Below are 25,150 nucleotides of genomic sequence, written 5' to 3'. Positions count from 1 at the left end.
ATAATTATACCATAAAATTACTTAAAATGCTACCAAATGCTACCAATAAAAATTAAGGTTTTACATTCAAAAAACACCGATTTACAGGTCTTTTTTCATATTTATATTTACTAAAAAGTGAATTTTTGCCTTCAAACTGGGAAACTCGGGATTAACTATCAAAAAAGAGTAAATAAAAAACTTGGGTAGACCCCCAAGTTTTTAGATTATTTTTGACTTATGTTTTAATTAAAACAAATCAGTAAACAAATAAAAATTAATTTTGTTCCTTAATTACATAAACAGATTTACGGTTTGTTAAGAAACGTCAGAGAATTCCAAGCACACCAAAGAAAATTACACTAATTATTAATAGTGCGATAAAGAAGACAGGAACTGATATTGCCAAAGCGAGGAAAATTGAATTTGAAGCAAGAATATACGAGCTAAATATCCCCATTCCCAGCATTGCAAAAGGAACGCTTATTAGAGTTGCTATAATTAAAATTGGAAGATAAATGCTATAGAAAAGTCTTAATTTTGTTCGATTTGAATAACCAAGAACGTCTAGAATTGCAATGTTTTCTTGGTTTTCATTAATGATCGAAGAAGCAATAATTATTAAAATAATTAAGGAAACCGCTAGGAAAACAATGACAACAATATTAATTCCGGCTCCAAAAAGATTAGCAAAGTTAGAAATAAAGTTTGTTTCAATATTTTTAGCCTCAACACCTTGGGGGGCAATTTGGTAAATTGTATTACCATAAATTTCGTTGAAATTTTTGAGTGCCTGTTTAATTGAAGAAAGGTTTTGGTTGACAAAGGTTTGGTTAGAGAGTGATTGAAAATCTAAGTTTGAATTTTGGTTAATTCAGGTTGCGTTTTGTTGCTGGTTTTTGAGGTTAATAATTTTTAAAATTTCTTCTTTTGAGTAACCAACAAGTTGTAAGGCACCTTTGTTTTGGTCTTGTTCGTTTTCGCTAAAACCAAAAATGTTAGCAAAAAAACCAATTGTATCATCTTGATTTAGTGAATCAACATTAATCTCTGAACTACCTGGTCAGTATCCAGATGGTGAGTACAAAGTAAAGGAATTAGTAATTTGCTCAATATCAGGTGAGGCGAGAATTAATCCGTTAAATGGTTTTAAATTATAAAATTCTAAGGCTGAATCGAAAATATCAAGACCAAGAAGTTTATTTGCCACGTCCTGTGAGGTAATTAATTCTGAATTTATATAAGTATCAGAAATACCAATTATTTTAAATTTAGCTGTTTTTTGCGGAATATCACGAATTTTTGCTAAATAACGGTCAACAGTGTTAATAATTGGCATTTCAATTATTGAATTTAGTCCTAAATTGTGTTTTTTGGCAAAAACGTGGTTGACAACTAAAGGATAAATATCATTTTCAATTTTGAAATCATTAATGACTTTGAGTAAATCTTGGTTTGATTCATCTTTGATTTCAATTATTGGGTTGTTTTGACTTTGGGTATTATAACCGTAAATTTTAAGACCATTTTCAACTGAAGATCCGTCATTATAAGAAGTGTCAATGTAAGTATAGACTTGATTTTGCGGTGTGTTTTCAGCATTAGGGCTTAGAGAAATTCCACCAAAGGAAACGGTAAAGTCTTTTTCAACATTTGGGTTCAAATATGACTCGACTAAAAATTTCCGGTATTCATCACGATTTTGGACTTGGCCAAAAATTGATACTTCGTGCGCCAGGTAGTCGTTCTTTGCAGGATCAAATTTAAAGTACCAAAATCTACCTAAATTAACATTCCCCGGATCGGCTAAATATTTAAAATATGGTTGTTTGTTAGCGATTTTTTCTTCAATATTTTGTGATTGTTCCATTTGGTGAACAACTTTGTTGGAAATTGAAAAAATATTATTTCTTAATGATTCAGGAAGATTTGAAAGAACAATATCAAAAATTGAAAGGTTATTTGATTCACTAATTTTAATATTTAGTCCTGATCGAGAAAGAACAACTGGATTTTTTGAGTTAGTATTTATCTCACCATTTTGGTTGGTATCACCAAACACGGAAGGATTTCCTGGACGGAAGTAATTTGGTGAATTAGTGTTAATCTCTGAACCTGATCCGATTGGAACATACAAGTTTTTTTCGAGATTTTTTGGATTGTAAACAACTAACGGCCCACCTTCACGGGTTGGACTAAAGAGATTTAATTTGTATGTATAATGACGATTTGAGTAAGTTTTTGTAATTGTGTTTTGGAAAATATTATGGGATGAGAGTGAAAAAATTAGCGCAAATTGGACAATAATAATTGCAATTACTAGTGAGATAATTTTTCAAGTTGAATTAATAACAAGTGAAATTGAAAATTTGTTGACAATTTTGGTTTTTCTAAATAGTTTTGCCACTCCTTGGGCGAATTTTGAAGTGTTAATTTCAGTAATTCCTGATAATAATTGGTTTGGTTTTTGTTTTAAGTTTCAAAGAATTACTAAATAAATTAGTCCACTGATTGCTAAAAATGGAACTACGAAGGAAAATACAAATGAAATTGGCTCAAAACTATAAAGATTTACATCAAATTCTCAAAATTGTGAAATTAAGCCAACAAGCGGAATTTTGACAAAAAATCCAACTAAATAACCAAGCAATCCACCAATAAATGAAATCAGTAAACCAATTGAGAGAAATGAAGAAGCAATTTCAAAGAGTGTATATCCTTGAGCCCGAAGAATTCCAAGAACTTTATTGTTTGTTGAAATATAACGTTTGATAATAAAGGCAACAGCAAAAAGAACTAGAATTGATAAAAATAAAGTTATATAAATATTAATTGATGAAAAAGTAGAAATTATATTTGTTCCAACTGAAATCCGTAGTGACCTTTCAGGATTTAAAAAGTCAATTTCATTAGCGCTAAATGTTCGCTGGAGACGATTTAGTGCAAAATTTTTGGCAATTAAATCATCAGTATCTTGCTTGAATTTTTCCAGATCGCCTTCTGGTTTTAATTTGATTAGTAAGTAATTTTTTACTGGATTTGAACGGAATGAAAAGCGAGCTTTATCAAAACCGAATTTATTTACATACGCCAAGGCTTGATTTGTCGGGTCAAGTTTAATATTTTTTTCGTCAATAACTGGATATAAATAATCAACACTAAAATCAGAACCGACAATTATATATTTAAGACCACCAGCATTTAAAATGTATTTATCATCTAATTGATCAATTAATTTTTCAATATCACTAGCATTGTCAGGAATTTGTCCTTGGTAGATTTCTTTTTGATTTTGTTCTAAATAGGTATTATTGACTTTGATAACATATGCACGATTATCATCAATATTAATTGAGTTGCTTGCAAGACGGGTAACAATGATTTTTTCGAAGAATTTTTCGTAAAATTTGTAAATATTAACACCAAAAAATTCAGGATTATCTTTTGATTTTTCCAGAATTGAAGCAGAAATATCTTTTAATTTATAATAATCAAGCGAAACACTGCTTGCCAAATTGCTATAAATAAATGGCGGAATTTCTTCACTACTATTTTTTATTTGTGATGACAAGAGCTCAATTAGTTGTGATTGCTGTGCTGAGGGATCAGCTTGAATTTGTCTTACAGATGGAATCCGTGATTGTAAAATAAAGGCAAGATTAAAATTGTTTGATTCAGTTTCGGTTAGGACATCAGGATTTGTTGAAAATCATAAAGGAATTTGTGGCAGTTGAGCTGAGAAAAATTGTCCAAGTCCAAGAGAATCTAAATTTAGTCCAACAAGTAAAGGATTTAAAGTGGCATATTGAGCAACAAGTGTTGATAAAAAGCGTTTTTTAAAAGGTGAGTCAGAAAATTTATTTTGTAGCAAATAATTATCCATTATATATTTAACAGATTTATTAAAGTTAGCATCAAAAGGATAATTTTGTGAATAATAAGCTAAATATCCTAAATTTTCAACCAATTCAGTTTGATTTTCAATTAGTCAACTTTTAATAGTTTTTTTATTGCCATGTTGGTCAGTATATTGTTTGTCAAAAACTGCATCATTTAAAAGATTTCTAAAGGTATTATCGTTTTTTAAATGCAAACTTGTAAGATAAGGCTGCAAAATTGACCTTGAAGCAGCAGGAAGACCGGCAAAAAGTCCTTCTTGGCTTTGGAGATTTTTAATTCCACCAAAAAGTTGTGTATCATTTAAAATTCCATTTGTTGAAGAAGAACTAGCAAAAGAATATAATTTATTAAATGCCTGTTGGAGTTCTAAGTTTGGAAGGTTGTTTTCGGCAACAAAACGAATTCAAAAACGGTAATTACGAATTGCAAGCGGAATAATTGAACTCGGATCATTAATAATTGAGCTTTGCAATTTATCAATTTGATCCGCTGAGGCTAAAATATAAATTGGCTTTAGTTTTAGGGGATTTCCGCCAGAATTGCCATCTTCAACTGGAGCAGGAATTTTGATTGAATTTGTTAAAAAGTAAAGAATGTCACCAATAGATTCAGAACTTGCAAAAATATTTGTATCTTCAAGACTTGGCGGTTTAATATTTGTGATAATATTACCGGTTTTTGTATAATTTTTAAAATTAAAGATTTCAAAAATGTCTTTGATTTCTTGGAGTCTGCTTTTAATATCTTCAATATTATCAAGATTTGCAATTCTTAAATATCTATTTAGAAAAATTCGCTCATTTAATGTTAGATTTGTAATTTTTATTTCAGGATTCTCGCTGAGTTTTGTCAAAATAGAACTTGCAAGGACATCAATTTGCTTACTTTTTTGCAAATTATCAGTATTTACAGCTGAATTTCAGTTAGCGCTAATAAATTGTAAGTCATAAATGTCAATTTTGTCTTCATCAACTCCAGGAAGGAAATAACGAAGACCAATTTCTCCACTTCCTGAATCTTGTCCTTTTGATGAGGCATTAATTATTTTAATTAATGAATTTATTGTGTTTTGTCTTGTTTTTTCATCTTTGAGAAAAGTTCCAACAAGGGAAATCAAATAATCATTAGGCATTAGTTGATTTCGCTTGAAAAATTCTTGGTTTTCTTGTGCTTTTTTCAAATTTTCTGGCAGATTTACATATTTATCATAACCATCTGAAAAAGAGGTTTTTGTTAAATAATCAAGATTTTTTGCAAAAGTTGCAATGTCAAAATTAGTAATTAATTCAATTAGACCTTCGTTAATGTTTGAATAAGGATTATTTGAGCCTTTTCCGTTTAATTTTCCAAGAATTTTAATAATTTGGGCTTGTTTGTCTTTTGCAAATTTTTCAACAATTGGCCGTGTTAAAAATCCAAAAAAGCCTTTGGTTTTTTGGTCAACAACAGTTGAAAACATTGCATTAAAGTCAATTTCATTAACAATATCAATTAGTCCTGATTTGATTCTTTGTTGGTCAATTGACTTCAAAAATTCTTTGACAAAATCAGCAGTTGAAAAAAGACTAATTAAATTTGTTTTGTTTTTATTCGCTTCTTCGAATCAATTGTTTAAATTAGTAAGCATTTTTTCAAAGTCAATTGAATAAATGACTTTTTTAAATCCATTTAATAGATTTATTGGATTTTTAATTGCCTTAGCGAGTGCCTCAACACCACCAAGTCTTTGAATTTGGTCAAAAATATCAACACCAAAAGTAGATAAAACTGAGTTTAGTGAAAAAATTTGTCTAAGAAGATAAAGACTTCGATCTGCATTAGAAACAGCTGACTCTTCAGTTTTATGAATTATTTGATCAACAAAATTAGCTAGAACATCATTAATAATTGTTGGACGGTTATTTTTAACTAAATTATGCCCGGCCTTTACGAGTAATTCAGAAAGCAAATTATAATTTTTAGTTCGAAAAGAAAGAATATCAACTAATTTAATTTCATCAGCAGCACTGGCAAGAGCGGCAAAAATTGCATCAACATCAGGTTTTAAGAAAAAGCCATTATCGACCAAAACAGAATTATTTAGTGCATCAGCGGCTTGTAAAAATAATGAGCGAGCTGATTTTTGTGTGTCAATTTCATTTTGAACATTAGTTGAAAAGTAATAGTAAATTAACGGAATTGTTGCTGTATTTGAAAAATTATCTACCCGTCTAAATCAACCATTTTGCGAAATTTTTGCATCAATTTCAAAGTTTTTACTTGCCAAGAAATTTGCCAGTAAAGCCTGTGTTCTCTGCTCGCGACTTCCAGGAGCTGAAGAGTCAGTTTTTATAATATTTTCAGGAAGCAGAGTCCATTTAGTCTCACCAAGGTTTTTAAAAACATAACCAAATTGGTAATTTGGCAGCAAAATTATTCCGTGGAAATCTAAGTTGGCAAAATTGCTTGTGACAGGAATTGGATTTTCGTCTTGAACTTTTTTAAGTAAGACAATTTTTGTATTTAAAATGTTTTGGTAAAGCAATTTTTGATCATCTTGAAATTCAACATTACCAAAAGTTACTTTTAAATCAATTAGCTTTGGATCAATTCCGTAACTCTCATGAGCAGCAGCAATTATTTTAGCCTGAAAAATCGGCGGAATTTTTGTATTTGAATTATCTAAAATTTTTCCTACTTGTGGAAATAGTTTAGTTTCTCTTTTTGATTTATAATCTTGAATTTCGTTAAATAGCCGACCAAGTTGTTGCTGTTGTTCTAAATTTTGATTATCAAAACTAATTTTATTAAAAACTTCAGGACTAATTCCGGAATTAATAAAATGAATTACTTGGTTTGTTGTTGAATCTTTGCCTTTTTGTTGAACATCAATTGTAAAGGTTTGTCTTGTCCCAATTGAGTCAACTACTTTTACATCTCTTCCATTAACTTTTTGTGAGTAATCTTGCAAATAATTATAAAAATAAATATTTGCATATTCTTGAACATTTTGTGAAAGTTTTAAAAAGGTTGTATTTTTAATATTTGAATTTGATAAGTTATTTAATTCTTCATTTGTAACAAGTGCTAAATTGTTACTATTTAATTGTTCAATTTGGGCAATTGTGCTTACAAAAGAAGGATCATCCTTTTTCTGGAAATTAACGGTTAAATCTGCGATTGAAAGATCAGCAGAGACAACAGTTTCATGATCACCATCAGTTGTTATTATCCGTTTTTCCCAGTAGTTAATATTTTGTAATTCTTCAAATTGTTTAGGGTTATTATTTTTTAAATAAAGCAAATATTCTTTAATAAAACCAGTGAAATTTTGACTATTTGCATCAATTTCTTTAAGTTTATATTTGTGATTGATATACTCAACTTTAGATCTTAGATCACGAACTCAGTTTGGCAATAATTGGTAATTTTGACCTGGATCTAAAATTTTAAACTCATTAGAGCTTCAGTTTATATCCTTTTTCAAATTAAAAGTTCTAGATTTAAACTGTGCATTAATAGAATCGCCACTCCGAGTAAAATTAACAAACGGTGAGCTATTGCTATCAGTTCCAATCTCAAAATCACCTTCAACTGTTTGTCTAATATTTAAAAGTGAATATAAATCTTGCCCTTTTAATTCAAAGCCAATTCCTTGTCTTTGTCAACTTGAGCCTAAAATTGGATCAAAAGTAGCTTGTTTTGTAACACCATTAATGACAAGTGAGTTAGCAAAATTGATAATAATTTTATCTCCTTGTTTGAAATAAACAAGAATGTCGCTGGCTTTGTAAGTTGTTTTGTCTAAGGTTATTTTATCACTTGTACTCAGAGAATATGATTTTACTTTTTTTTGAAAATTTTTACCATCACTAGTTGTATAAACTGGCAAAAATGCTTGTTTTGACAACGTAAATGTGTTGTCATCATTTAATTTTGCATTAAAGTAAAATTCGCGACTAAATTCGCTTGAGAGAACATATTCATCCTTGTTTAAATTAGGTGAAATTGAACCTAAACTAATAAAATTATCTTTTATTATTAGTTGTTTTTTACTTTTTTCGGAATCAAGTGGTTGATAAACTTCTGGTTTGAGTTCATCATATCCTTCGTTTTGGGCGTTTCCAAAATAATTAAATTCAGTATTAATCGTTGCATCATGAAGACCAGAAAAATTTTTATACTCATCTAACCGATCTTCATAGGCACGATTTGTCGTGAATAAAGTTGTAAAAATTACGGCGGTAAAGAAAACTAAAGTTATTAGCCCAACAAAAATAACTTTAGTTTTTAAAAACATTGCAAATATGTGTTTAAAAATCTTTTTCATAGGCTACCTACCTTAAAACTTAAAATTATAGTTTAAAAAATAAAAATAGCAAACAAAAAAATAAATTAAAATTAAAAAATGAGCTCTACAAATTGCCATATATATAAATAATAAATAATATATATAGCTAAAATCTCGATCTAAATTTTTAAGACTCATGCTCGAATTAGCCCTAAAAAAACTTTTTTAAATTAGTAAATTTTTAAAAATTGTTTTTTTATTTAAAAATGTAGTATAATTTAATTTTAAATTGGTAGAAAAATCTCAGACAATTAGTTTTTTACCTATGATTTTGATTACACCGCTTTTGTTAATTTTTTCTAGCATGTTCATTTTAAAAATTTGGACAAATAATTTACCTCATATAATAACTTGGAGTTTTATATGATAAGCAACTTTGAGGTCTTTCATAGTTATACCAATGAATAAATGAACTTATTTTTTGATAAGCAATAGCCACATTTTCAAAATTTTGACCCTCAATATTAATTAATTCGCGTTGAAAAACTGCATAAAAATATTCAATAGGGCGGTTTGCAAGAGCATTTCCTTTTGGTGACATTGATTGTTGGATACCATTTTGCTTCAAAAAATTAGCAAATTTGTAGTTTGCATATTCCACACCATGATCTGAATGGAAAAATTTTGGTTTAATATTATACTTTTTAATTGTTTGTTTCACTAAGTTTATAGTTTCTTCTGAAAATCTTGTTTTAGAAATCGAAAAATTGAGCAAGTAATTGGATTTTGTTTCAATAATTGAGTGTAGGTAAAATCATTCGTTGTTAATTTTGATAAATTTAATATCAGCAAACCATTTTTCACCAAAATTTTCTGAGGAAAATTCACCTTTGATATGATCTTCAGTCCAAATTCGTGTAAACTTTTTCTCTTTTGGCGCCGGTTTTCCTTGCCTTTTATAAGCAATTGATTTTAATCCTAAAAATTCGTAGTGTTTTTGAAACACGTACGTGCTTACATAATTTCCCTGATTTATGTAAATATTATATAGGATGTCTCGGCCTTTTACCTTTCGATTCAAATGGAAATTTTCACGAATTCACTCAAGTAATTTTTCATCATAAATCATTTTCTTTGGTGGTTTTTTTACCCTTATTTTCTCATAAATAGAAGTGCGATTAATGTTAAAAACACTACAAATTCTAGTGGAATTTTCGATTTTGTTTTTATCTTTTTCTTGCTCTTGTTTTCGTTTTTTGAGTTCCTCAAGAACAATTGCGGGGTCAATTCCGTATCTTCTAAGAACATTCTCCATTATCTCTTGATAAACTTCACGATCATTTTCAGAAAGGTCGTTAATTGTATATTTCTTCTTTGGTTTGCGTGGAGATTTGATTTTTCCACGAGTACTAATTAAACTTTTCATATCATTATTATAAAACTTTTTTTGCCAATTTCTTATCAAATTATTAGCGTATATATGCAACATTCATTCTTTATCCGCTTTTTTACTTTTAGATTTGTTTTTGTAAATTTCTCTAAATTCTTCTGCAAAATCCAAAATTGCGTTTTTTAAGCCTCTAGATTCGGCAATTTTGATGTATTTAAATTTCTCTTCAATTGTGAATTTGTATTGTTTCATTTTGACACACCTTTTTTCGAATAAGTCTGAAATTGGTGTACTAATTTAAGTATAATTTAATTTTTATTTTATTTTTCTAGTTTGCTCCTTATCTAATTGGACCAATCTAATTCATTTGTATTAAAAAAATCTGGAATAACAAAAAGAAGCGGGGTAAAATAATGAAAAAAAATATCTCCAAACCTGATTTTTCTAAAGCATTCAAAATATTTTTAAGTTTTGGTACTTTATCTCTGGCCGTATCTGGAATTACCTTAATTGGTATAAAAAATCGCGATAAAACCGAGCATTTTAACGTTCCAATAACCCATTCAGCCCAGGAAACTGAAAAACTTTTAGACCAAATTAACTATTTATCAATTGGTGATTCAATTTCTGCTGGTTTTAATTGGGATTACTCTGTTGATCTCCGCGGAAAAATTGATGCAAATAACAAAATTAATGGACTCTCATATCCTGCTTTTTTTGCTAGTTTTATTCAAAAAATAAAACCAAATGCACTTAAATCCTTTGATAATTTAGCACTTTCTTGAACAACAATTAGGGATTGACTTTATTTGCTTAATCCTGAAAATCAAGCCTATAAACATTCTGATAAGACACATTTTAATTTTAATTATCATTTAGACCAAAAATTAGACTCACCATATGGACAACAAATCCGTGAAGTTTTTGGCGATTTTAATTCAAATAACTACCCAAAACTACGTCAAAAAATTCAAAATTCTAATTTGCTAACACTTTCATTAGGCGCAAATGATTTAATGGAAGCTATTGATTTTCGCACAATCGCTAAGCCGATGCAAAAACTTGCTACAAAAGCTGAGGCAAATTTTGAATTTGCCCAAAACATTGAAATTGCAAGTCAAAGAATTTATAGAAACTTACAATTACTAATTCAAAGTTTGCGAAAAATCAACCCTAATTTACAAATAGTTTTAGTTGGCTATAATTCTTTGTCTTCAAAAATTATTAAATTCTTTGAAAAAATGCTCACAAACGAAATTGGCGTTCCAGAAAATTATGCTGATTCAGTAATAAAACGTTTGAATTCAACAATCAAAAAAGCCGCAAAAAGCCAAAAAGTAAATTATGTTGATCTATATAATGAATCAATTTGGCAAGAAAAAAGTTCTGAATTTGCCACAAATGACCTAGACATCCACCCATCAACTAAGGGTTATAAAAAAATGGCTCAAGATCTACTGTTCAAATTAGCGTTTGAACAAGACTTAGAGTTCAAAAAAGATGCAAATACTAAATTAAACTGAGACGAAAATTATGTCCAAAAAGACGCTAATTCTTACCGTCGAATTCTAAATTTAGGTAACAATTCAGAAATTTTGAATGCTTTAACCGTTGAGAATTCACCTGAAAAATTTATTTTTGAAGACTCTGAAGTTGAAAAATTAACCACTCAAAATGTTAAAAAAGCAACTCAATCACCGATAGAAAATTTTCTAAACGTGATACTAAATAATAATTTTGGCGGATTTTTAAACCGTTTTGTCCAGTTAGCTGTTCAAAATAATTCAAGCGTGCAAAAAATTTTAACTGATTTTTGACAGGAAAACCAAAATTCAGGCGCTTCTTTTTCCGAAATTTTGCAAAAAATTTACTCAAGTGGCTTTTTTAGCAAAATTATCAACCGTTTTCAAAATTATGTTCAAGATGTAACTGATAATAAAACCTGAGAAAAAGCAACAATTTCTGGCCTTGTTAATTATATTTTTGCTGATTTTGACGAAAAACAAATAATTGATGTTTTAAATACTGTTGTAACTTCTGAATTTGCAGATAAAAATCCTGAAAAAATTAAAGAATTAATTTTTTCATCCATTTTTGGCCAAACAATAATCCAAGATTTGCTAATAAATAATATTATCAAAATCGACCTTAAAAATAAAGAAGATTTAAAAGTTGTCTTTACTTTTGATTCAATAAGAAAATTATTTTCTAAAATAATTACTGATTACCATCTTCGATCAAGCGAATATAAAAATTCACAGAATTTTCACGAAATAATCCGTACTTATTTAGAAAATCCTGATAATGATAGCGATAATGTTGTTTTTATTAGAAATTTTATTTCTGAGACACTAAAACATCATGAATCTGTTAAATTATTAGTATCGATTATTAACGATAATTTTGAGTTCAACTTGGATGAGGCAGACCAGAGTGCACTTGTTAATCTTTTAGTTTCAATTGCCGATGTTGTTGTTCGTACTAATGTTTGGGCTAAACTAAATGATCAAGCAGCCAAAAATTTCTTAGACGTCATTGAAAAAATCAATACTACTGACATCTCTGAAAATATTGCTTCAATTTTTTCAGAGCAAATTTATACAAATTACTCAACTTTTTTTAAAGATTCAAAAAATTTACTTGATTTATTTCACGAACTTCTAAGTTTTGACTTAAGTCAAAACCAAATTGATTCACTAAAAAAATTACTCAATAAATTCTACCCAATTTTAACAAAATTTGACCTAAGTAATTTTATTGATACTTCAACCCCTAATTTTGCTAGTTTTTCATTCTTTTTTGACTCGCTTAAAGATTTTTTGTCTTCAAATTCATTTAAACCACTTGCTGACATTGTAAATCAAGCTATTAATGATTTTTTAGTAAATAAAAACAAATACCAACAAATTGACAACTTAAATCGTTTTGGCTTTCAGTTTTTAGCTAATAATTTGCCAAAACTTGAGGAAAATGTCTACGAATTTATCGCCGCAAATGTAGAAAAACCGGAATTTTTAACTAATCTTACTAGTTTAATTTCAAATTCATTAAGCTCATCAGGCTTAACTGAAAAATCAATTAAGACTTTTACAACAATAATTGAGCTGATTTTCCAAGATTTTCGTCTTAAATATCTAGCATGAAAAGAAGACAGAGAATCTCCAACTGATAATTTAATTTTTGGATTTGTAAAAGCTGCCTTACAAAATTTCGAAGCTTTTTATAAAGAAAATTCTGAAGAGCATAATTCAGCAAAACTACTTTTAGAAGAAGCTAAAAAACAACAAGATGAACTAAAAATTCAACAATATTCTCAAGAAATTGCTTTAACTGATCAAAAACTATCCTTTCAAAATTTTTCATCATACTTTTTAAATAATTTCTTTACTCAAGATACAATTTATAGTCTCTTAAAAAATCTTGCAAGTCTTAATTTTAAAACTAAAGTCACTGATAACGATTTAGTTTTATTTTTCAAAAATCTTTTTGGACAGTCATTTTTACAGAATCAACTTCTTGGTAAATTAAACCAAAATAGTTTTTTTAGCAACCCTAAAATCCAAGAAACACTTTTAAAGATTTTAACAAACTTTTTTGAATCAGAGCAAGTTGAAAAATTACTTTCAGAACTTATTAAGTATTTTTTTGACGAAAAACAATTTGAATCACATCCAAACTTTAATTCACTAGTTGAAAATTTTCTCAAACAAAATACTCAACTAATTGAGCAAGTTTTCACCCTTTTCTTAGGTGATTCTTCAACTTGAGATTCAATTTCTGAATTTTTAAAGATAATTTTGGATGAATATAACTTAAATTTAACTGATAATTCAGTCAATACAATTTTGGTTTTAGTTCGTGATATTTTTTCAAAATTAAAAGACTCAACTTTAGATTTTGACGCTGAGCCAAAAACTTATTCACCATTAACAATAAAAGCACTGATTTCAATTATACTTGATGCAATTTCAGGTAATTCTACCCCTAAAAAACCAGTTCTTGAGACTTTATTTGACAGTTTTAGCGTTGATATTGCTAATTTTTATTATTCTCAAGAGGCAACAACTACTGATACTCAAAGCAAAATTTCCCAAGATAATATTGCAACTTTAATTTCCGAAGTCGTTAGAAGTCAGTCTATTTCTGAACAGATTCGGGCAGGCCTAGCAAATATTCCAAAAGAATATCTTGACAGTGTTATGCCAATTTTTGATTGATTTTTAAAATCACCGGCACTAGAAGATCTGTTTAAATCATATTTTAAAATAGTTGCAAAAACACAAATTAAACAACCACTGAATAACCTTTCATTAATTAAGAAACTATTTGAAAAGCAATATTTTAACAAAATTATTGGCGAATTTATTGTCAAATTAGATGAAAAAGACAACAAGTTAACCGATAATTTTTCAACACTAGTTGGAAAAATGCTTAATACTGAATTTGAAAAGACTGAATTTGAGCCATTTTTCAAACTAATAAAAGAAATAATAAAAAATAATCTTGCAAATTTTTACAAAGACGAAGTTGATCCAACAGGAATTTTGCCAGATAATATTTCCACTGTTAATGTAAGCGAAGATTTTTCCCAAGTTTTAGTCAGTGTTCAACCTTTTAGTGATACTGACCAAACCCAAACCTCTTCATCATCTCAAGCTCCTCAAGAAACAAACTCACCGCAAATCCAGGCAAATTATTCTAAAGAAAATGCCTTATTAACAAAATTTATATCAATTTTGAGCAAAATAACAAGCGGTGAGGTTTCTTTTTCAAATCTTAGTACACTTTTAGAAACTGAAATTGGAAAAGAAGAATTTATTATTGACCTTATAAAACAAATTGCATCGGTTTATGGCCAAATTTCTGATACTGAAAGAGATAATCTTTGAAATATAATCGTTAAAATTTTCAATTCAACATTTTTCAAAGACAAAATAAGCTTGTTAAATATTGGAGATGTCTCTAGCTTTTCGCTCTTTAGTGGTTTATCAGCGGACAAAAAGGCAAAAATTGAACCATTACTCAAAAAATTGCTCATAAAATTTTTACCTAATTCAATTAATAAAGTTTTAATTTTTCATCTTTTAGATTATATGAACAAAAATTCTGCTTTATTCAAGGATGTAAAAACATTTTCCGGGCTTTTAGTTAAATTTTTAAGTGATGAATCAAACAAAAACGTACCTAATACCCGAGCAAATTCTCAAAATGAATCAAATTCAGCATTTTTAAAATCATATCTATGATCTGTGGTTGACTTTTTAATAAAAGATAATGAATTTGCTGACTTAGCAGCCGACGTAATTGCTGTATATTTAAAATTAAATTTAGATAATAACCAAAATCTTACCAAGGCTAAAATAGAAAACCCAAGAGCAATAATAACTAAATTTCTCGATGATTTTATAAATTTAGGACTAGAAAATCCGTTACTTTCAGGAATATTAGATCAAATTGTAGAGTCAATCAAAACCTTAAATCCTGATGAAAAAAGTTCAAGCTTTTTTAGTGCTATTTTTAGTAAATTAGATTTAGCCAAATTAGTTAATCTTGATTTAGTTGTCAAAATTGAGCCAAAAATTAGTGAAAATGACTCAACAGACCAAACCCGAAGCGATCAAAAAGAACTAATTGATCAAAAAAATCTAACATTAAAAACACCAACAGGACAGAAAATATCACCTAAATCAATTGCTGACTTTTTTGATTTAATATTTTTAGCTTCACCAAACTGAGATAATAAAAATGAAAATGATGGTTCACCAATTTTAAAAGAATTAAATCATATAAAATACACCGGAATTCAATTAGACTCAATTTTTAAATCAGGTGGAAAAGACCCTCAACTTGAAGCAATTTCAAAATTATTCCATAGAATTTGGCACTCTGAGAAATCTAGCAAAATATCAATTAATAACTTTAAAGACTCATCAAAAGGAAGACTCCTTTATAGATTAGTGTTAATCCTTCTTTTTTACACTTATGAATCAAGAATTTCTAATGCTACTTATTTAATTCGAACTTGAGGGTTTTACGGTGGTACTTTGTCTTCATATACTGCATCTGAAATAATCCGTGCTTCATTACAAAATGGTGAACAAGCAAATAAAAATAAAACCGACAATACTGGTTACAAAGACTTTATTGATAAAGTAATTGGTGATCCTGTAAAAAGTAAGGGTTGGATTTCAAATACCTATTACAAATCTTGAGATGTTAAATTAAACGATATGCTAACAATGATTTATTATAATAAAGAAATAAATCGTTTTTCTAAAGACACAAACCAACCTAAACTAAAAGACCAAATTTTACAGCAAATTCATGATGGGACTTATCCTGATAAATATGATAATCCAACCAAATAGTAAATGATTACTAAATTTAAATTAATATTAATATTTTTTATATTCTTTTTATAATAGAGTTTTGCTTGTATATTTAATCATAGAAATCTTCTAATGATGTTTAGAAGTTTTTTCATTTTCTAATATTTATTATTAGAAAATGATCCAAATTTCACTAGTTTTCCCGAGTTTCCCAGTTTTAAGACAAAAATTCACTTTTTAGTGAATATAAATATGAAGAAACACCCGTAAATCGGTGTTTTTTTAATGTAAAACCTTAATTTTATAAGTAGCATTTGGTAGCATTTTAAGTAATTTTATGGTATAATTATAAATTATGAAAAAACAAAAATTAACTAAGTTGGTTTAGTATCGATGTTGCAAAAATTAAGACAAAGGGTTGAATTTAACACTTTAGATCAGCAAATTATATTTAAAAAACACGATGGTGTCCCTAGCGATCCAAACATTTGAAATAGATATGATTTTTACTTTGATATCTTAATAAATCACTAATAAAATTGTAACCAACTTTTACCAAAAAACTTAAAAAAGTCCCTAAAACCGGATACTTTTTTAAAATTACCTTATGAAACTGGGAAACTCGGGAGAAGTTTTTTCATTTTCTAATATTTATTATTAGAAAATCCTAAATAGAAGATAAGAATGCAACATATGGTATAATAATATTATTGTTGCATTTTTTTATTTAGGAAGTATCATGGAAAAAAGAAAATTTAAACATTTTAGTTTCGAAGATTTAGTAAAAATTGAGTTTTTATTGCAGAACAATAAAAGTATTAGATATATCGCTAAACAACTTAATGTTGCACCCTCAACTGTCTCAAGAGAAATTAAAAGAAATCTAAATGAATATGGAATTTATGAAGCTAATTTGGCAATAACAAAAAGACGAAAAAGATATTATCATAGGTATTATTTTAGATTTGTTGAACTAGGAAAATACGAGGAATTTAGCAAAATTTTTGCAGTAAAATATGACAAAAAAGTTCATGGAGTTAAAGCGACATATTTTTATATAGCGGAAAATTTTCCGAACATTGAAAGACCTTCTTTAAAGACTGTTTTTAACTGAATCAAAACTAATAAATGGGTAATAGTTAGGAGTGACAGACTCAGACAATATTACAAAAAAGGTGGAAAAAGAACCAGAAATGTCGTGCAAAGATTAGTTCCATCAGGTTATGTAAAACCCATTTGAGCACGGGATAAATCCATAGATTCAAGGCAAGATTTTGGACATTGAGAGCTAGATTTAGTAGTTGGCAAAAAAGTTAGCGGACACGATAGTATCCTTACCTTAGTAGAAAGAAAAACCAGAAAATTATTTGCTAAAAAAGTACGAAATAAAAATCCCAGAGTCATCAATAAAGCCATCAAAGATCTTGCAAATGAAAATAATTTATATATCAAAACAATCACTTGCGACAATGGATTTGAATTTGAGCAAATTGCATTATTGGCATATTGGTTAAAAATAATAGTTTATAAAGCAGAGCCATATGCTTCATTTCAAAGAGGTTCTAACGAGCATGCCAATGGATTAATTAGAAGGTTTTATCCAAAAGGTTTTGATTTCAACCTAATCAGCGATGATGATTTGCAAAATACAATCAGTAAAATTAACTCAATGCCTAGGGAAATTTTTAATTGAAAATCCGCTTTAGAGGTCTTTAATGATAACTTGGTGATTTAAGGTTTAAAAAAATCGCCAAACGGCGATTTTAAAAATACGTATGTGTTGCATTTATATTTTTAATTTGGGATTTTCTAATATTTATTATTAGAAAATGATCCAAATTTCACTAGTTTTTCCCGAGTTTCCCAGTTTTAAGACAAAAATTCACTTTTTAGTGAATATAAATATGAAGAAACACCCGTAAATCGGTGTTTTTTTAATGTAAAACCTTAATTTTATAAGTAGCATTTGGTAGCATTTTAAGTAATTTTATGGTATAATTATAAATTATGAAAAAACAAAAATTAACTAAGTTGGTTTAGTATCGATGTTGCAAAAATTAAGACAAAGGGTTGAATTTAACACTTTAGATCAGCAAATTATATTTAAAAAACACGATGGTGTCCCTAGCGATCCAAACATTTGAAATAGATATGATTTTTACTTTGATATCTTAATAAATCACTAATAAAATTGTAACCAACTTTTACCAAAAAACTTAAAAAAGTCCCTAAAACCGGATACTTTTTTAAAATTACCTTATGAAACTGGGAAACTCGGGATTATTAGAAAATGATCCAAATTTCACTAGTTTTTGATCGCAAAAGTTTAAATCATTAATTAAAGTTGTTTTTCCTTAGATGGTAAAAAATTTTCATTTTATATTAAAAATTTTTTAAAAAAATGAGAAATTTTAGGAAAATTTAGCCATTTTTTCGCTATAATTTATCTTTAATAAAAATAAATTTAAATCAAAGGAATGAATCATTGCAATTAAAGATTGATTAAAACTAAAAAAATTTATCCCAATTAAAAGTCTAAATTAGTGTACTAACTTAGAAAAATTTGTGAAGAATTTGGAGCAGATATTGGGGATTTAATTTGTATAGATTAGGATTTTAAGGAGGAATAAGTAATGGAAAGTACGCACAGCCCATTTGAATATAATAAATTAATTAGTTTTATTTGGTCTGTGGCAGATGATTGCCTAAGAGACGTTTACGTAAGAGGAAAATATAGAGATGTAATTCTTCCTATGACCTTAATCAAAAGATTTGATTCTATTATAGAACCAGAAAAAGCTAACATAATGAAGTTTAAAGAAATGGCAGAAAAAAACGATTGGGATGTTACAAAAACATTGGATACAGCTGTTGGGCTACCATTTTATAATATTTCTAATTTTTGCCTAAAAGACTTAAAGCACGAAACTAATAGGCAAAACTTAAAGAAAAATTTCGAAGAATATTTAAATGGCTTTTCAGAAAATGTAAAAGAAATTCTTCAAAAATTTGATTTTAATAACCAGTTAACAAAAATGACTGATGCTGGGATTTTAGGCTCTGTTATTGAAAAATTTACATCAAGCGAACTAAATTTGAGTCCATATGATGAGAAAAACTCTAGCGGAGATGTTATCAAAAAAGGATTAGATAATCATGCCATGGGTACCTTGTTTGAAGAAATCATTAGAAAATTTAATGAAGAAAATAACGAAGAAGCAGGGGAACACTTTACACCTCGTGATGTAATTGAGCTAATGGCCGATATTGCTATGTATCCAATTATCGATAAAATAAAAGATGGTACTTATTCAATCTATGATGGAGCCTGCGGAACTCTTGGCATGGGAACTGTTGCAGAAAAAAGACTAAAAGCATTTGCAAAAGAGAATGGTAAGGAAGTATCTATTCACTTGATTGGGCAAGAAGTAAATGCAGAAACATATGCAATTGCTAAAGCGGATTTGCTTATCAAAGGCGGAGACACAGAGTCTAATAATGTTCACTATGGGTCTACACTTTCTGATGATAGAACTTCAGGGCAACATTTTGATTTTATGTTATCTAATCCTCCATATGGTAAAACATGGAAAACAGATTTGGCTATTTTAGGAAGTGGAAAAGATAAAGACCCTAAGAAAAATATAATAGATAGACGTTTTGTTAGAAATTATAAAGAACAAGATGATTTCAGAATGATACCTGATGTAAGTGATGGACAGTTACTTTTTTTTGCTTAATAATATTTCTAAGATGAAAGAAACCGAAATGGGATCTCGCATTGTTGAGGTTCATAACGGTTCGGCTCTATTTACGGGTGATGCAGGAAATGGAGCAAGTAATGCAAGAAGATTTATGATTGAGGAAGATTTGATTGAAGCTATTATTCAACTACCTGAAAATATGTTTTATAACACAGGGATAACAACATATATCTGGATTTTGTCAAATAGAAAAGAAGAAAGAAGAAAAGGCAAAATCCAGCTTATTAATGCAAATAGCATCAAGACTACACTTCGAAAGAATATGGGTAAGAAAAATTGCGAGTTTTCAAAAGCAGACAGAGAATTCATATTGAATCAATATCTGAATTTTGAAGAAAATGAGTACTCAAAAATCTTTTTAAACGATGAGTTTGGGTACTATAAGATTGTGGTAGAAAGACCTTTAAGACAAGCTGTATTATGCAATGCTGAAAATCTAAAAGAAATAGAGGAAGAGCTAAAGAAGATAGGAGCTTTTTCGGAAAAGATAAACAAGAAAATACTCGAGAGTAGTTTTATTAAAGGAACAACCTCCTCTATCAAAGAACTTGAAAAAAGTGAAAATCTTGAAGCATATATGGAAGTCTTGAAATTAATGAAGAGCGATGAAAGATATCTGGATTATGCAGCTTTTGAAAAAGAGTTTAACAATCATTTAAAAAAGAAAAATATAAAAGGCGCAAGTTTAAGTAAGTTTGTTTCAACAGGATTGCTTGACAATATGATAATTCGAGACGAAAATACTGCTATTCAAAAGGACTCGAAAGGAAATGTGATTGTAGATCCAAATCTTAGAGACACAGAAAGTATTCCTATGACTTTTGAAGGTGGAATAGAAGAGTTTATTAAAAGGGAAGTCTTGCCATATCATGCGGATGCTTTTGTAGATGAGAGTAAAACACAAATTGGCTACGAAATAAATTTCACTAAATATTTCTATAAAGCAAAAGAACTGGAACGTGTAGAAGACATTGTAAGACGCATTAAAGAGTTAGAAAGACAATCTGATGGTCTGATGGCTTCTATATTGGAGCTTTATGAATAGGTATGAGGAATATAAAAAAGTTAATTTAATTTGGCTGAAAGAAATACCTAGTCATTGGGAAATAATACCCATCTCTCACGTTTTCGAAGAGCGAAGAGAACGAAATAATAATGGTAATAATCAATTTATCTTATCAGTAATGAAAAACATAGGTGTTATTCCATACACAGATAAAGGCAATGTAGGTAATAAAGTATCTGAAAATATAGAAAACTATAAAGTCGTTTACCCCAATGACTTAGTCTTAAATTCAATGAACATGATGATAGGATCATTAGGAAAATCAAACTATAAAGGAGTCTTGAGCCAAGTTTATTATGTGCTTAAGCTAATGAACTCAAGCAAATATAATATAGATTACTTAAACTACTTGTTTAAAAACAAGGTATTTCATGAATCTTTCAGGGTTTTAGGCAAAGGAATTCTTGACCATAGACTTAGAGTGCCGATTCAATTATTAAAATATGAAAAAATACTTATACCACCAATAAATGAACAAGAACAAATTGCAAACTATCTTGACTGGAAAATTAATGAGATAGATAGATTGATTAAAATAGAAAAAGAGAAGATAAAAGAATTGAAAACACTAATGTTTAATGTTATTGCTGAATTTGTATTAAGAGGAATTGATACGCAAAATTATAAAAAAAGCAAAATAAAATGAATTGATGATATTCCAAGCCACTGGAATGAGGTATCAATTAGAGGAAGTGTAAATATTATTAGAGGTAATTCAAGTTTTACAAAAGACGATTTAAAAAACAAAGGGAAATATGTTGGATTACAATATGGAAAAGTTTACAAAACAGAGATAATAGACTCAGAGTTTCATTTTTATGTTAGTGATAAATTTTATAAAACCTCACAAGCTGTAAACAAGAACGATATTATCATTGTTTCTACTTCTGAAACAGTGGAAGATTTAGGACACACATCATTTTATAACAGAGATGATATTGGACTTATTGGCGGAGAACAAATATTACTCAAGCCATTAAACAATATCAATTCTAAATATTTATTCTATTTATCTAAAATTTTCCGAACTCAGTTGCAACCATGTGCTACAGGAATAAAGGTTTATAGATTTAAAATTAGTGATTTGAAACAAATATATATACCTTTACCACCAATAAAAGAACAGGAAAAAATAGTTTTAAATATAGAATATAAATTGAAACTATTAGATGAAAGAGTGAAGAATAATTATGATTTGATTAAAGAATTAGAGTTACTCAAACAATCACTAATTTCAGAAGTAGTAACAGGAAAAATTGATGTAAGAAATGTTGTTATACCTGAATATGAAAAAGTAACTATTTTATATGATGAAGCAGAAGAATTTGATGAAATGGAGGGGATAGAGGATGGGAATTAGAGATACAAAGATGGAAGCAGAACTTGAAAATAATATCATCGAATATCTTGTTTCGAATCAGGGTTATGTATATATAAAACCTGATGAAATGAAGCTTTCTTTTAATAGGAAATATGCTTTTGACAAAGACAGACTTTTAGAATTTATTAAGACATCTCAGCCAGATGAATTTAATACCTTAAGGCTTGATACAGACAGCGGTAAAGACAACTTCTATAAGCAACTGGATACTTCAATTAAGCAACATGGAATTGTTTCTGTTTTAAAGAATGGCATTAAGTGCTATCCATCCTCAGGGACTATCATTTTTTATCATGCCATAGATCCTAAAAGACCAAGTTCTTATAATGAATTTAAAACGAATATTTTTTCAGTTACTAATCAGCTGAGATATTCTGATAAAAATAAAGGCTTAGAACTCGACTTGGCTATTTTTGTAAATGGGCTTCCAATTATAACAATGGAACTTAAGAGTAGAGCTTCTAGCTCAGGTTGGGCATATAAGGATGCTGAAGATCAATATATAAATGATAGAGATCCAAAAGAAACCTTATTTAGTTTTAAAAGGTGCATTGCACATTTTGCAGTTGATGAAAACTTTATTACTTTTGCAACAAAATTAGATGGAAAAAACACAAGGTTTATGCCATTTAATAAAGGCACTACCCTTGGCGGCTCAGGCAATCCTATAAATGATAGTGGCACAATGACAGATTATTTATGGAAAGATTTTTTGAAAAAGGAAACATTGACAAGCTTAATAAGAGACTTTGCTTATATTTCTGTAGATAAAGTCAAAAAAACAGAAACGTTGATTTTCCCTAGATACCATCAATACAGAGTAGTTACAAAACTTGTAGAAGATGTTCGGAAAAATGGAGTAGGCAATAGATATTTAATCCAACACAGTGCAGGTAGTGGTAAGAGTAACTCTATAACGTGGCTCGCTTATCGTTTGGTTGAAGTGGATTATAAAAACCAAAAAGCTTTTGATTCGGTAATAGTTGTTACAGATAGATTGAACTTGGATAAGCAAATCAGCGATAATATTAGGAAATTTATAGATGAACCGAGTGTTGTTGGGCATGCTAGTTCTTCAACTGATTTAAAGAATATGTTGATTGATAGTAAAAAGATTATCATTACAACCGTTCAGAAATTCCCATATCTACTTGAGAAAATTGGAACTGATTTAAAGGGTAAAAATTTTGCAATTATAATTGATGAAGCTCATTCATCACAAAGCGGTAAGGCAGCGGCTTCATTAAATATGGCTGTATCGGGTAGTTTAGGAAATGAAGATGAATTTGAAATAGAAGATAAACTAAATGAATTGATTGAGGCAAGAAAAATGCCTAAAAATGCGAGTTTCTTTGCTTTTACTGCTACTCCTAAGGCAAAAACTATCCAAATGTTTGGAAGTGTATTTGATTTATACTCCATGAAACAAGCTATCGAAGAAGGATTTATTCTTGATGTTTTAAAAAATTATACACATTATGAAAACTATTATAAGATTTACAAAACAATAGAAGAGAACCCTAATTTTGATAGAAAGAAAGCCCAAAGGAAAATAAGAAAATATGTCGAAGGTCAAGAATTTCCTATAAGAGAAAAAAGCGAATTCATGGTGAATCATTTCCTCGCAAATACAGTGAATAAGATTAACGGAAAAGCAAAGGCAATGATTGTAACACAAGGTATTTTAAGAGCAATTGAGTACTACCATAAAGTTAGTGATCTACTAAAAAATTCTAATACTGGTTATGAAGCTTTGGTTGCATTTTCTGGTGAAAAAGAATACAATGGCAAGATTGTAACAGAAACAAGTTTGAATGGTTTTTCTGACAAAGAAACCCCAGAAAAATTTAAGCAAGATAAATATAAGTTTTTGATTGTTGCTGACAAATATCAGACCGGATATGATGAGCCTCTTTTACATACAATGTATGTAGATAAGGTTTTAAATGATGTTAAAGCGGTACAAACTCTATCAAGACTTAATAGGAGTGCTAAATATAAGATAGACACTTGCGTGATTGATTTTGCAAATCAACCAGAACATATATCAGATGCTTTTCAACCATACTATAAGGAAACGAAGTTGGAAAGAGAAACAGACCCTAACAAACTTAATAATTTATTATCCATGCTTGATGCAAAGTATGTTTATGAAAAAGACGAAGTAGATAGATTAGTTGATTTATTTCTAGAAAACAGCCCAAGAAGTTCTATTGATAGCATTGTAGATCAGTCCGTGGAAAGATATATAGCTCTAAGTGAAGAAGATCAGGTTGAATTTAAGAGTGGTGTAAAATCTTTTATAAGAACCTATAATTTCTTAGCATCTATTCTACCTATTGGTCAAGTAGATTGAGAAAAGAAAGTGATTTTCTTTGAACGATTGATTCATAGATTGCCTACACCAAAAGGAGATGATTTGTCTGCAGGAATTTTGGAGTCAGTTGATTTAGAAAGTTATAGGCTAGAAAAGAAAAATACAATTGTTATTATTTTGGAAGATGAGGATGGTAAAGTTGAAGGCTTGGGCATAGGAGCTGGAAAAAAGAACGAAGTTGAGCTAGATACATTAGAAAATATTGTATCTACATTCAATGACATTTTTGGTAATATAGACTGGCAAGACAAAGATAATGTTGCAAGGCAAATAAAAGAATTACCCGAGATGGTAATGAAAAATGAGAAATTCAAAAATGCTCTAAAAAACTCAGATATTGAAAATATCAAGAGAGAGTATCATTTAGCGTTAAGAGAAGTTTTCAGAATTATAATAGTAGATAATAAAGAACTATTTGGACAATGGACAAATAACTCTAACTTTCGGGAATGGTTAAGCGATACAATTTTTGATGAGATTATGAAGAAAAATAAACGGTAAATAGAACCGGCGCCTGAGTTTCCCAGTTTGACGAGATAATTTTAAAAAAGCGTCGGGTTTTTTAAACTAGGACAAAAAAAATTAACAGTTTAATATTATTATAACATCATAGCATATTGCTGTGGTGTTTTTCAATTTAAAATTGATTGAATTCTATAGTTGTTGTATCAAAATATATAATCTGCAATCCCGA

General features: G+C 28.9%; 10 protein-coding genes. 8 read left to right on the top strand and 2 right to left on the bottom strand.

Annotated elements, in window-relative coordinates; genetic code table 4:
- Positions 1-256: 256 nt before the first annotated feature.
- Together V3249_RS01770 and V3249_RS01765 are read right to left on the bottom strand one after the other, a co-directional pair.
- Positions 257-8,188 carry an ABC transporter permease gene (locus V3249_RS01770; RefSeq protein ID WP_337896965.1) on the bottom strand — a complete coding sequence of 2,644 codons (7,932 nt, stop codon included), beginning with the start codon at positions 8,186-8,188 and terminating at the stop codon, positions 257-259.
- A gap of 355 nt (positions 8,189-8,543) precedes the next feature.
- The gene (locus V3249_RS01765; protein WP_332976865.1) at positions 8,544-9,791 is read right to left on the bottom strand and encodes an IS3 family transposase; all 1,248 of its coding nucleotides are present in this window, start codon (positions 9,789-9,791) and stop codon (positions 8,544-8,546) included.
- A 161-nt stretch (positions 9,792-9,952) separates the two neighbouring features.
- Between V3249_RS01765 and V3249_RS01760 the strand changes: the two genes are divergently transcribed.
- From V3249_RS01760 to V3249_RS01725, 8 genes are all read left to right on the top strand, one after another.
- Complete coding sequence (locus tag V3249_RS01760; protein WP_341517631.1) at positions 9,953-15,907, top strand: SGNH/GDSL hydrolase family protein; 5,955 nt, start codon at positions 9,953-9,955, stop codon at positions 15,905-15,907.
- Positions 15,908-16,261: 354 nt separating this feature from the next.
- Positions 16,262-16,402, top strand: coding sequence for a hypothetical protein (locus V3249_RS01755; protein ID WP_252263094.1), 141 nt, complete (start codon positions 16,262-16,264; stop codon positions 16,400-16,402).
- A gap of 205 nt (positions 16,403-16,607) precedes the next feature.
- On the top strand, positions 16,608-17,603 hold the full coding sequence (locus V3249_RS01750; RefSeq protein ID WP_337898502.1) for an IS30 family transposase: 996 nt from the start codon (positions 16,608-16,610) through the stop codon (positions 17,601-17,603).
- Between the two features lie 310 nt (positions 17,604-17,913).
- On the top strand, positions 17,914-18,054 hold the full coding sequence (locus V3249_RS01745; RefSeq protein ID WP_252263094.1) for a hypothetical protein: 141 nt from the start codon (positions 17,914-17,916) through the stop codon (positions 18,052-18,054).
- Positions 18,055-18,501: 447 nt separating this feature from the next.
- Positions 18,502-19,608 (top strand): class I SAM-dependent DNA methyltransferase, encoded by a 1,107-nt coding sequence (locus V3249_RS01740; protein ID WP_341517630.1) that lies wholly within the window; start codon positions 18,502-18,504, stop codon positions 19,606-19,608.
- A gap of 13 nt (positions 19,609-19,621) precedes the next feature.
- The gene (locus V3249_RS01735) at positions 19,622-20,677 is read left to right on the top strand and encodes an N-6 DNA methylase (protein WP_341517629.1); all 1,056 of its coding nucleotides are present in this window, start codon (positions 19,622-19,624) and stop codon (positions 20,675-20,677) included.
- Positions 20,670-22,058, top strand: coding sequence for a restriction endonuclease subunit S (locus V3249_RS01730; RefSeq protein WP_341517628.1), 1,389 nt, complete (start codon positions 20,670-20,672; stop codon positions 22,056-22,058). The genes V3249_RS01735 and V3249_RS01730 overlap by 8 nt, the downstream gene beginning before the upstream one ends.
- Positions 22,048-24,957: a type I restriction endonuclease subunit R gene (locus tag V3249_RS01725; RefSeq protein WP_341517627.1), complete on the top strand. Its 2,910-nt coding sequence runs from the start codon at positions 22,048-22,050 to the stop codon at positions 24,955-24,957. Before V3249_RS01730 ends, V3249_RS01725 begins: the two co-directional genes overlap by 11 nt.
- Positions 24,958-25,150: the final 193 nt, after the last annotated feature.

Source organism: Mesomycoplasma ovipneumoniae (assembly GCF_038095995.1).
GTDB lineage: Bacteria > Bacillota_I > Bacilli_A > Mycoplasmatales > Metamycoplasmataceae > Mesomycoplasma > Mesomycoplasma ovipneumoniae_F.
The sequence above is the reverse complement of the archived record's forward strand: the minus strand, read 5'-3'. Positions and strand labels throughout refer to the sequence as shown.